This window comes from Aeromonas sp. TW 6 (genome assembly GCF_013168745.1).
GTDB lineage: Bacteria > Pseudomonadota > Gammaproteobacteria > Enterobacterales > Aeromonadaceae > Aeromonas > Aeromonas caviae.
On sequence record NZ_JABERS010000003.1, the window covers coordinates 44,281 to 56,654 of the forward strand.

At 54.3% G+C, this 12,374-nt stretch carries 6 protein-coding genes and 1 pseudogene; 4 read left to right on the top strand and 3 right to left on the bottom strand.

Going from position 1 to position 12,374, the window contains the following annotated elements; translation table 11 throughout:
• Positions 1 to 13: 13 nt before the first annotated feature.
• On the bottom strand, positions 14 to 1,816 hold the full coding sequence (locus HKD46_RS02035) for an MOSC N-terminal beta barrel domain-containing protein (RefSeq protein ID WP_171864853.1): 1,803 nt from the start codon (positions 1,814 to 1,816) through the stop codon (positions 14 to 16).
• Between the two features lie 350 nt (positions 1,817 to 2,166).
• Between HKD46_RS02035 and HKD46_RS02040 the strand changes: the two genes are divergently transcribed.
• From HKD46_RS02040 to HKD46_RS02055, 4 genes are all read left to right on the top strand, one after another.
• The gene (locus tag HKD46_RS02040; RefSeq protein ID WP_171864854.1) at positions 2,167 to 3,828 is read left to right on the top strand and encodes an NAD(P)-binding protein; all 1,662 of its coding nucleotides are present in this window, start codon (positions 2,167 to 2,169) and stop codon (positions 3,826 to 3,828) included.
• Positions 3,825 to 7,400, top strand: coding sequence for a pyruvate:ferredoxin (flavodoxin) oxidoreductase (gene nifJ, locus HKD46_RS02045; RefSeq protein WP_171864855.1), 3,576 nt, complete (start codon positions 3,825 to 3,827; stop codon positions 7,398 to 7,400). Before HKD46_RS02040 ends, nifJ begins: the two co-directional genes overlap by 4 nt.
• 605 nt (positions 7,401 to 8,005) lie before the next feature.
• Complete coding sequence (locus tag HKD46_RS02050; protein ID WP_171864856.1) at positions 8,006 to 10,111, top strand: retron Eco8 family effector endonuclease; 2,106 nt, start codon at positions 8,006 to 8,008, stop codon at positions 10,109 to 10,111.
• Positions 10,112 to 10,258: 147 nt separating this feature from the next.
• Positions 10,259 to 11,362, top strand: coding sequence for a reverse transcriptase domain-containing protein (locus tag HKD46_RS02055; protein ID WP_171864857.1), 1,104 nt, complete (start codon positions 10,259 to 10,261; stop codon positions 11,360 to 11,362).
• A gap of 94 nt (positions 11,363 to 11,456) precedes the next feature.
• On the opposite strand, the pseudogene HKD46_RS02060 reads toward HKD46_RS02055, so the two are convergent.
• Positions 11,457 to 11,836, bottom strand: a pseudogene (locus tag HKD46_RS02060) (integrase core domain-containing protein); the annotation flags it as partial.
• A gap of 74 nt (positions 11,837 to 11,910) precedes the next feature.
• On the bottom strand, positions 11,911 to 12,126 hold the full coding sequence (locus HKD46_RS02065; protein WP_005313020.1) for a YdcH family protein: 216 nt from the start codon (positions 12,124 to 12,126) through the stop codon (positions 11,911 to 11,913).
• Positions 12,127 to 12,374 lie beyond the last annotated feature (248 nt).

Consider the following 12,374-nt stretch of genomic DNA (forward strand, 5'->3'; position numbering starts at 1 on the left):
CCCCCCGATCACCCTATTTGATCACCAGATCCGTCAGGGGCACGGCGCAGCAGGTGAGGATCTTGCCCTCGGCACGCTCGGCGGCGCTGATGGCGGGGGCATCGGGGTGATCCACCTCGCCCGAGACCAGGGTCTGCTTGCAACTGCCGCAGATGCCGGCACGGCAGCTCCAGGGCAGCTCTACCCCCTGCTTGTTGGCCTGATCCAGCACGGTGCCCTGGTTGTTGCCCGCAAACTCCCGCTCGCCGATACGCAGTTGCACCGCCTGATGGGGGCGGGCCACCGAGAGCAGGGCCCCGCCAAAGCTCTCCTGGCGGATGCGCCCGGCCGGTACGCCGAGGGCGGTCAGCCGGTTGGCTGCATCGGCCATGAAGCCGTGGGGGCCGCAGATGAACACCTCCCGCTCCTGCAAATCCCGGATCCGGCCCAGGTGATCGTCATTCAGACGGCCGCTGAGCCCCTGCCAGTGTTTGTCAGGCTGGCTCAGGATCAGGGTGAGGGTCATTCCCTGCTGCGCCATGGCGTGCAACTCGCTGGCGGCAGGGATGTCTGCCTCGCTGCGACACAGGTGCATGAAGTGGACGTCACCGAGCTCTCCCCGTAGTGCCAGAGTGCGGGCAATGGAGAGCATGGGGGTGACACCGGATCCCGCCGAGAGCAGGAGCAGCCTGCGCTCGGACCCTAAGTGAAACTCGCCGGCCGGGGGGGCGGCCAGCAGGTGATCGCCCACGCGCAGCTCATGGTGCAGCCAGGGGGAGAGGCGGCCATCGGCCAGTTTCTTGACGCTGATGCTGTAACGCTCGGGCCGCTCCGGCGTGGAGCTCAGGGTGTAGCGGCGTTGAACCCGTGTGTTTTTGATATCGAGGCTGATGGGCAGGTGCTGTCCAGGCAGGTAGTCGGGCAGGGGCTCGCCGTCGGCGGCCTCGAACCAGAAGGTTTCCAGATCCCGGGCCAGGGGTTCCCGGGCAACGCACACCAGCTCCCGCTTTTTCGGGGCCGCGTTGGGGTAGACCGGCGCCCGGGCCCGCTCCAGCACCTCGATCTCGCTGCCCGCCTCAATCCACCCCTCGTTCAGGGCCACCAGATTCTGGCCGAAGTAGACCTCACCATCTTCGCCACGGCGGTAGCGGGTGAGGGTGGCCAGCGGCTCTTTCAGGGCATTGAAGCGCTCCGTGCCTGCCTCCACCGTGGTCATGATGCAGCGGCTGCACGGCTTGTCCACCCGAAACTCCACCTCGCCGATGCGGATCCGCTTCCAGCCATCCTCTTCGAAGGGGCGGGTGCCGCTCGCCACCAGGTTGGTACGAAATTGGCTCATCTGGTGCAAGGCATCGGATCTCAGGTTGAGATCCTCAAGGGAAGCCTGGCTGATGAGCAGCAAGGGGTAGCCGTCCGCAAAGCTCACCCGGGTGCCGGTCTTCTCCCGAAAACGATCGGATGCCTCCCCGAGCCAGAGCAGGCGCACCGGCTCCCTCGCCACCCGGCTCAGCCACTCATCGGCGTCGGGCCCGGTGTGCAGGGCGGTAAAGCGATCCCCCCAGACACCGGTGTGCTGAGGGGCGCGACTGAACGCCGCCTCCATGAGGGCAAGGGGGGGCAGACCCGGATAGCGCAGTTGCAGCCCCCCCTCGACGGGGGTGGCCACCACCTGCTGCAACTGGGGATGGGTGCGGGCGGTGATAAAGGTGCCATCCGGTTTGACCACCATGTAGCGGCGATCCCCGGCAAGTCCCTCCTGGGTCACCTGGGCGCGCTCCAGCGGCATGCCTGCCGTCGATTTGATGGGGTAGAGATGTATGCTGGCGAGGGTCGGCATGTCCTGGTCCTTGTGCTGTGGCGATTCCTGTGAAGAGGGGAAGATAACGATTCCTGCCCCGGGCGGCAATCTTCTCCTGCTGCCCATGTCGAGGGCGGCGAGGGGGCTCGGGCGACAGGCCCGAATGGCTGCGGGGTGTGACGGGGATCCGGTTGTGAAGGGGGCGACCCATAAAGCGCAACATTTATTGATCCTGATCCACCATGTCGTACAAAAAACGGCCCATCATCGGGCCAGCTTCCAGTTTCTAACGCTTTCGCTTCTTCCCCCTCCGGCCACCGTCTGCCCAGGCAAAACGGTATCAAGCGCCATCGGATGGGGCCTGTCACACAAAAAGAAGAAAGCAATGTATGAGCAAACAACTGGATATGACCCCACAGCCGGATCTTTCCCAGAAAACGGGAACAGGCCCGGTCCGTACTCGGCTACCCGTTTGGCGGCCGGCCCTGCCACCTTGCAACCATGCCTGCCCGGCTGGCGAGAACATCCAGGCCTGGCTTGCCCTGGCCGAAGCGGGCCGCTTTGAGGCGGCCTGGCAGCGCCTCATCGAAGAAAATCCCCTGCCTGCGGTCCACGGGCGGGTCTGTTATCACCCCTGTGAAACGGCCTGCAACCGTGCCCAGGTGGATGATGCCGTCTCCATCCACGCCATCGAGCGCTTCCTCGGCGACGAGGCGCTGGCTCGTGGCTGGCAGCCTGCGCCCCCCGCGCCCGCCAGCGGCAAGAAGGTGCTGGTGATCGGTGCCGGCCCCTCCGGTCTCTCCTGCGCCTGGCACCTCAACCGGCTCGGCCATCAGGTGGAGATCCGCGAGGCGGGCCCGCTCGCCGGTGGCATGCTGCGCTTCGGCATTCCCGCCTACCGTCTGCCTCGCGACGTGCTGGATCGGGAGGTGGCCCGCATCATGGCGGCCGGGGTGACGCTGACCCTCAACCACAAGGTGGAGGATGTGTTGTGCGAGCGCGACGAGGGGGGCTTTGACGCCGTCTTCATGGCCATCGGCGCCCATCTGGCCAAGCGGGTCGATATTCCGGCCCGGGAGGCGGGCAAGATCCTCGATGCGGTGAGTTTCCTCGAGCAGGCCAGTCTTGCCGAAGAACAGGGGTTGCCGCCCCCCAAGCTGGGACGGCGGGTGGCCATCTACGGCGGCGGCAACACTGCCATGGATGCGGCCCGTACCGCCCGCCGTCTCGGGGTCGAGGAGGCGATGATCATCTACCGCCGCGACCGGGATCATATGCCGGCCCACACCTTCGAAGCCGACGAGGCCGAAGAGGAGGGGATCAAGATCAACTGGCTGCGCAGCATCCGCCAGCTCGACAGTACCAATATCGAGGTGGAGGTGATGGCGCTGGATGCCGAGGGCAAGCCGGTGCCTACCGGCAAGTTTGAAACCCTTGAAGCGGACTCCCTTATTCTGGCGCTCGGTCAGGAGGTCGACCTCTCTGTGCTGGAGAGCATTCCCGGCGTGCGGGTCAACAAGGAGGGGGTGGTGCAGGTTGGCGAGAACCTGATGACGGATGTGCCGGGTCTGTTTGCCGGCGGCGACATGGTGCCCTCCGAGCGCACCGTCACCATCGCCACCGGCCACGGCAAGAAGGCGGCGCGCCACATGGATGCCTTGCTGCGCGGTCGCCACTACCACAAACCGCTTTCCTATTTGCAGGCAGGGAAGCCGCTGGTAGGGCCCGAGCAGTTGCAGCTCTGGTTCCAGACCCATGCTCCCGCCAGCAGTCAGCCGGTCAAACCGCCCTCGGCGCGGGACGACTTTGGCGAGATCATCGGCGGACTGGACGAGACGGCGGCCCGCTACGAGGCGGCGCGCTGCTACTCCTGCGGCAACTGCTTCGAGTGTGACGGCTGCTACGGCAGCTGCCCCGAGCAGGCCATCGCCAAGCTGGGGCCGGGTCTGGGGTATCAGGTGGATGCCAAACGCTGCACCGGCTGCGGTGCCTGCCATGACCAATGCCCCTGTCACGCCATCGAGTTGCGCCAACCGGAGGAGTCCCAATGAAACATGAATTGATCATGGTTGACGGCAACGAAGCCGCGGCCCGGGTGGCGTACCAGCTGAGCGAAGTGTGTGCCATCTATCCCATCACCCCGAGCTCGACCATGGCCGAACTGGCCGATGCCTGGGCGGCAGAAGGGCAGACCAACCTGTGGGGCAACATCCCCACCGTGGTAGAGATGCAGAGTGAAGGGGGGGCGGCTGGCACGGTACACGGCGCCCTGCAGGCGGGGGCGCTCGCCACCACCTTCACCGCCAGTCAGGGGCTGATGCTGATGCTGCCCAACATGTACAAGATCGCAGGCGAATTGACCTCGGCGGTGTTCCATGTGGCGGCCCGATCCTTGGCGGCGCAGGGGCTGTCGATTTTTGGCGACCATCAGGACGTGATGGCGGCGCGCAGCACCGGCTTTGCCATGCTCGCCTCCGGCTCGGTGCAGGAGGCGCAGGACCTGGCCTTGGTCGCCCACAGTGTCACCCTGCAATGCCGGGTGCCCTTTATCCACTTCTTCGACGGGTTCCGTACCTCCCACGAGGTGAACAAGATAGTCGCGCTGCACAAAGATGAAATTCGCGCCTTTATCGACAACGACTGGGTGCGCGCCCATCGCGCCCGGGCCCTCAACCCGGATCATCCGGTGATGCGTGGCACCGCCCAGAACCCGGATACCTATTTCCAGTCCCGCGAGAGCGTCAACCCCTTCTACGAAGCGGTACCGGCGCGGGTGCAGCAGTGCATGGAGAGCCTCGGCGAGCTGACCGGCCGCCACTACCGGCTGGTGGAGTACCACGGCGCGCCCGATGCCACCGACGTTATCGTGCTGATGGGCTCGGGGGCCGCCACCGCCCGCACCACCGTGGATTGGCTCAACCGGCAGGATCGCAAGACCGGTGTGCTGGTCATTCGCCTCTATCGTCCCTTCCCGGTACAGGCGCTGCTCGATGCGCTGCCCGAGAGCGTGCGGCGCATCGCCGTGCTGGATCGCACCAAGGAGCCGGGGGCAGGGGGCGAGCCGCTGCTGCTGGATGTGCAGAGCGCGCTGATCGACGGTTTGCAGCGCGGCCTTATCAAGCGGCTGCCGTGGCTGAGCGGCGGTCGCTATGGCCTCTCTTCCAAGGAGTTCACCCCTGCCATGTGCGCGGCGGTATTCGAGGAGCTGGCATCCGACGCGCCGCGCCCCCGCTTTACGGTGGGGATTGTCGATGACGTGTCGGGCCTCAGTCTGGCCTGGCACCCCATCGGCGATCTGGAGCCCCCTAGCCGGGTGCGGGCGCTCTTCTTCGGTCTCGGTGCTGATGGCACGGTGGGCGCCAACAAGAACAGCATCAAGATCATCGGCGAGCTGGAGGGCTTCCACGCCCAGGGCTACTTCGTCTACGACTCCAAGAAGTCGGGCTCGCGCACCGTCTCCCACCTGCGCTTTGGCCCCGAGCCCATCGACGCCCCCTGGCTTATCGAGCAGGCGAGCTTTATCGGCTGCCACCAGTGGGGCTTTGCCGAATCGGTCGATCTGCTGGAGCACGCCGCAGAAGGGGCGACCCTGCTGCTCAATGCTCCCTATGAGCCTGAGCGGGTCTGGGCCGAGCTGCCCGAGCGGCTGCGTGCCCGCATCCGTGCCCTCGATATCCAACTCTACTGCATCGATGGGGGTCGGGTGGCCGAACGCAACGGTATGGGCAATCGCATCAACACCATCATGCAGACCTGTTTCTTCGCGCTGGCCGGCATCTTGCCGCGAGATGAGGCGATTGCGCTGATCAAGGAGAGCATCGAGAAGAGCTATGCCCGCAAGGGGCCCGAAGTGGTCGAGCGCAACTTCGCGGCGGTGGATGACACTCTGGCTCATCTCCATCAGGTGGTCATCCCGGCTGGTGAGGAGCAGATCAGCGACTATCCGCTGCCACTGGCGCCGGGTGGCAGCGAGTTTGTCCAGCGGGTCACAGGCCCGATGCTGGCGGGGCGCGGCGATCTGATCCCCGTCTCCATGCTGCCGGTGGATGGTACTTACCCTACCGCCACCAGCCGCTTCGAGAAGCGCGATATCGCCCGCGAGATCCCGATTTGGAATTCGGATATCTGCATCCAGTGCGGCAACTGCGTCTTTGTTTGCCCCCATGGGGCGCTGCGGGCCAAGTTCTACCATCAGGACTGGCTGGCGACCGCCCCCGAGGCAGCCCAATCGGTGCCCGTCACCGCCAAGGGTTTCCCCGACAGCCGCTACACCTTGCAGCTCTATCCGGAAGATTGCACCGGTTGTGGCCAGTGCGTGCAGGCCTGCCCGGTGCGGGTCGGGGCGGATGAGGAACACGAGGGCGAGCGCGCCATCACCATGATGGACAAGGCCCCCCATCTGGCTGGCCAGAAGCAGGCGCTGCGCTGGTTCGAGAGCCTGCCGTGGCCTGCTCGCGAGCGGGTGGATTTCTCCACGGTGCGCGGTGCCCAGTTCCTCGAACCCCTGTTCGAGTTCTCCGGCGCCTGCGCCGGCTGTGGCGAGACCCCTTACCTCAAGCTGCTGACCCAGCTGTTTGGGGATCGCATGCTGGTGGCCAACGCCACCGGCTGCTCCTCCATCTACGGCGGCAACCTGCCGACCACGCCGTGGGCCAAGAACGGGGAAGGGAAGGGGCCGGCCTGGTCCAACTCATTGTTTGAGGACAACGCCGAGTTTGGCTTTGGTTTTCGCCTCACCGCCGATCAGCATCACGGTCAGGCGGTGGCGGCTTTGCAGGCGATGAAGGGGGAGCTGGGCCCAGAGCTAGTCGAGTCGCTGATCAGCGCCCCCCAGCGGCTGGAGTCTGAGATCCGCGCCCAGCGTACCCGGGTCGCGCAAGTGCGGGAGCGGCTGGAAGAGGTGAAATCCGGCAAGGCTCGCGAACTGCTCTCCTTGATTGATCAGCTGGTGCGCCGCTCGGTCTGGATAGTGGGCGGCGATGGCTGGGCCTATGACATCGGTTCATCAGGGCTCGACCATGTGCTCGCCTCCGGGCGCGATGTGAACGTGCTGGTGATGGATACCGAGGTCTACTCGAACACCGGCGGCCAGATGTCGAAATCGACCCCGCTCGGTGCCGTCGCCAAGTTCGCGGCGGGAGGCAAGACCCTGGCCAAGAAGGATGTGGCGCTGCAAGCCATTTCCTACGGCAACGTCTATGTTGCCCGCATCGCCTTTGGGGCCAACCCGCAGCAGACGCTGCAGGCATTGCGTGAGGCTGAGGCCTACCATGGCCCGTCGCTGATCATCGCCTACAGCCACTGTATCGCCCATGGCATCGACATGGAGCAGGGATTGGCCCAACAGAAGCGTGCGGTCGATTCGGGCCACTGGCCGCTGATGCGCTACAACCCGATACTGCGCAGCGCCGGGCAGAACCCCTTCAGCCTCGACAGCCTGCGCCCCTCCATCCCCCTTGCCGAATATCGGCAGCAGGAGACCCGTTATCGGGTGCTGGCCCAGAGCCACCCGGAAGAGGCACAGCGGCTGATGCAGGTGGCGCAACAAGTGGCGTGGCAGAAGTGGGCCACCTACGAGGAGATGGCCACCCGCGAAGCCAGCCATTTCCATCCGCCGGTGTGACCATGGTGTTAATTCTGTATAGAGAAGCGGGCCATTGGCCCGCTTTTTGTATTGGCGGACTAAAGGTTGCCCGTATAGGAAAGTAGGTGCGATTTAGATACCACTACAAGGTTGGACTTCAACAAGCAGGGATGTCTGCTCATCATACAAAGTAGAGTGTTCGCTCATTTTCATAAAGATACTCCTAAGGTCTGTTCCAGAGGCATGCCAGCTACGTTGTGATGAGCACAAGATATGTTAATTTTGGCTAAAATTTGAAAATGGCTTCCTCATCAGTCAAGTGACACTCGGCTATGACTATCGTCAGGCTGCTTTGCCCTCCGGCGACCCAAGGCTATGTTACTTTGCAGAATCTGTGATCCCCCCTCAAATCCGCCATCTTTTCGCTCAACAACCAGCACCATTTGAGATACGATTTCCGCACTGTGCCCAAGCTCCATGCAAGGCCAACCCATGACAAGGAACTGTCATCAGATCAGAGGTCAAAAGCGGAAATCTGGGAGCTGTAACTCAGGGGCGGTAGATAGTTTTCTAATTCTATTCCAGCTAATGCAGCCTCAATTAAATTTGCGGTTCAGTATTACTAAATTATCTGGGTGATATAAATGGCGATTTGCTCAATAAAAATAGAGAATGTTTTATCTTTCGACACGCTGGAAATTAAAGACATCAAAGACATGAACTGCATTATTGGAAGAAATAATGCTGGGAAGTCTAATCTACTTAAGGCCCTCAAGTTTTATTACAATAAACTTGAGGGCCTTAACACACTTCCACCTCGCTTACATTCTAATTATTCTGGGAAAGGGAGTATAACACTAACTTTCGATACTACGCGAATATTCAACATTGCTAGGAAGAATAAAAATAATAGCTACTTTCAATTTATAATGAGAAAGTTAATACCACTACATAAACGCGGTTTTTATTCAATTGGATTATATAGCACAGAAAGAACGCAATATACACTTACTCTATATGTTTATAATGACCACTCTGTAAAGTGGTCTACAAATGACCATCAGGTAAAAAATTTAATTCTATATCTTTACCCCTTCTTTTTTATTGAACCAAGACATATGGATTTGCATGAGTGGGATGATTTGTGGGATCTTGTCGCCAGATTAAAATCATTCAACCTATCAAAAATAAGCAATAATGATGTCATTGATTTTTTTGATAGTGTAATCAATCCTGACAGCAGTAACTCCTATAGGAACTATATTCAAGACCTTAATCAGGTTATGCCAACGAAGAAAAGCACTCAAAAGGAGAAAATACTTTCATACATTAAGGCAGGATTGAATGGATATAAATTTGAAATAAATGAAAGCGAACTGGAGTTTCAATCGGATGGTACTAACTCATTTCACTTCATTAGACTGTTTCTTCGCATATTAATTACGATTTCAAAAAGAGAGTACATAACACCATTCGTTTATATCGATGAGCCAGAACTGGGACTTCACCCTAAGATGAACGAGGTGTTGATTAGTGACATTTATGGATATTATAAATACAGCGATGAATATGAGAAAAAGACTATCCAACCCAAAATATTCATCGCCACTCACTCACCAAATATTGTCAAAGAAATAATAAAAAAATTCAACCAACGACAAAACGTTCTTTTCTTCAAGAAAACGCATCACTCTTCAACCTCCATAAAAAAATTAAACTCAGAATACAATAGCGACAGTTTTATAAACATATTTAGCGATAACGAAGCCAGGTTGTTCTTCAGCAACTTCATTCTTTTTGTTGAGGGTGAAACTGAGTTGGAGGTATTTGGTAATATGAAGCTATCCAAGCACTTTCCACAGCTTACCAAAATTGACATATACAAGAGCAGTAGTAATGTTGTGGGTGAGCGAGTTAACCCATCTTATTCTAATACAGCTATTCCATATTTGTTTCTTTTTGATGCCGACAAGGCATGGAATATATCAAAGGATGGAAAAAAAAGCATAATTAACCTGACGAAAAATGGTAATTACTTTAGTCTTAAACGTCATGATTTAATAGCTGAAAGAAAGAAGTACTCACTTGGTTACAGTGAAAGATACCGAGCAATTAAAAACAATATTGACGACCTGTTATACATATCCAGCATGAAGGTATCTCTTTCCAAAACCAGCCAGAGGTTTCATAAAAACGTAGACTTAATATCAATCCATAATTCTATTAACAAATATTTGCTACTAAAAAATTGCTATATCAACAAAACGACTTTTGAGGGATGCCTAATAAATATAAACTCTTCTAAATTATTTTATTTGTGGCTAAAAGAAGAACATAATATAGATATGACACCACTTGTAGAGAAGGTAAGTGGTAGGACTTTCCTAGATCAAGAAATGCTAATATCCTATATGAGGATAATATTTAACGGAAAGTCTGAAACATTAAGTGACTACAAAGCTCTAAACATAAAACCATATAATGATGCCAAAAGAAATAATAAAGCCATTGATGCTAAACTTTTGAAATCATCTTTGGCTGCAAAAAAAATTATGAATATTTTAGAAAAAAACACAATTAGCAACTTCGATACAGGAAAAACAAATGGTTGGGCTACTAGCTTTCTTAACTTCTCTGTAGGATATATTGAAACTGAATCTCTTAAGAAGAAAGAGAGATTTTCTAAGCTCTTTAGAGTTTACTTTCCTGAACTGAATGATATAATCGATATGCTTCAACCCGATAGTTGAGGAGTGATGTACGAGCCAAGCTCTGCATTAGAGGGCTAGACCCTCCTAGTTCCTATAGTTACTAGCCATCTAGTTGGCGATCATTAGTGGTCTAGTGGCACACCTTCGGTGTAATTTTGTTCTTTTGTATCGGGTTGAAGCATAAATATGAACGAAATGAATAAAGATTTTTTTATAAATGCAATTCTAAATAAAGATGAAACACTACTAAATACATTTAAGCCATCTGTAGTTGAACATCAGGTGGGAGATGATTTTTTCTTTGAAATTCAAGATAGAACTCCTCATAAGAACATAAATAAAAGAATTACTAATATCATTTTATCTCAAATCCCACTGAACTCCTCTGCTTGTGGTTTTATTAGAAGCAAATCCTATTATGATTTTCTTCAACCGCATGTGACTGGGTATTATTTTCTTCGGCTAGATATTAAGAATTTTTTTCATACAATCGACAGTGATCTAATTGACGATTTATTGCTCAGTCTTTTCAGTGATGAAAAAAAGGGAAGTGATACATTATCTCCTTTCGATATCGCTTCTCTAGTCGTGACGCACAAAGTTTCAGAAAGTTGTTCATGCGAGTTAATTAATGGAAAAAGAATATTACCTATAGGTTTCCCCTCATCACCAGTTATATCTAATATAATTTTCAGGAAAATTGATCTTATCATTCAAAAGTTCTGCGATGATAAAAGAGTTAAATATACTAGATATGCAGACGATCTACTTTTCTCATCCCCTGACAATAAATTCATTCATAGCGAGCAATTTGAAAAAGAGATATCAATCTTTGTCGCAATTCTAAACTTAAAACTTAACAAAAAGAAAAGAATAGCATGTGAGAATACAATATCACTCAATGGATATGTGATTCAGAATGAAAAAGGAAAGAAAACTAGACACCTACATGTTTATAAGGAAGAACCTGTAGGCACTATACGACTATCAATTAAAAAAACTAAAATCATACAGAAAATGGTTTACTTGCTAGATAAAAAAATCGCCCCAGTGACAATAGTGAGCAAACTGTTCAAAATTAACTATCACACTCATAAATTTAAGTATCGAAGAAACTTAGAATTCTTCAAGAAGTATGCAGATGATCAACTGCAAAACAAGTTAAAGGGATATCGTTCCTATTTGCTGTCCATTATAAACTACAATAAAATAAAACCATGTGTCAGCACCGAACACATTGATAAATATTTATACTTAGTAGATAAGATTAATTCTTACATTAAAGAATGACAATCAAAAAACATGCATATTTTTTATGATATGTGTGTGCAGATTGTACAGATCTAGTTATCACCTGACACCGGCCTCAAACCGGTGTCTTGTTTTACTCTACTTTAGAGCGAACTTCCTTCGGTATCAATTTCAGTCCCTTTTTGAACATGCTGTAGGGGGTCTGTCCCTCCATCATCCGGTCCTGATGTTGCCGCTAGATGTTGTAGTGTTCCAGGTAGTGGTCAAGATCTATCTGCATCTGCTCTACCGACTCATACCATGTTGTCCTCCCCTTGATACGGAAGTGTTCATCCAGCAAGCAGTAAGGTTCGATGTGACCGCTCGATAAAGCCGTTGCTCTGTGGCCTGCGTACCTTGGTGGTCCGGTGCTCAATCCCCACCAGTTGCAGGAACAGCTTAGGGGTGATGGTCAGGACGCCCACAGAACTCGCGCCCGTTGTCCGACAGGATGGTATAGACCCGCGCCTCGTGAGCGGCCAATAAAAAGCCCGGCTTTAAGCCGGGCTGGGGGATAAGTTGCTTATCCGGGCAATTCGTCGAGGCGTCTAGTGTGGATGTTGTTTGAGGATGTCGTATATCTCCTCTTTCAGTTTAAGTTTCTGTTTTTTCAGATCCTTCACCTCGGAGCTGTAGTCGCTGGCGTGGTGTTTCTCCAGCTTTCTGATCTCCGCATCCAGGTCGTTGTGCAAGTCAAACTTCTTCTGGAAATGGACATCACTGCTCTTCAGTTTCGAGATGAGATCTCTGTACTCCGGAAACATGTAATGAAGCCTCCTTGTTGTCGTTTGATTGTGCCTGCAAGACCAAAGTACCCCTTACTGCCGGGGAGAAACGTGATCCCGATCCAATTCGGGGCCACGGAATTGCTGCATAAGAAGGGTGATTTTTAACTGTTTGAATTACATGATGATTGCCTACTGACCCAGGGACAGCAGAGGAAAGAAGCGGGATCCGCTTCACATTCGGGAGAGGGGGTCTGCAACGGGGCGGGCAACAGAAAGGGGCGCGA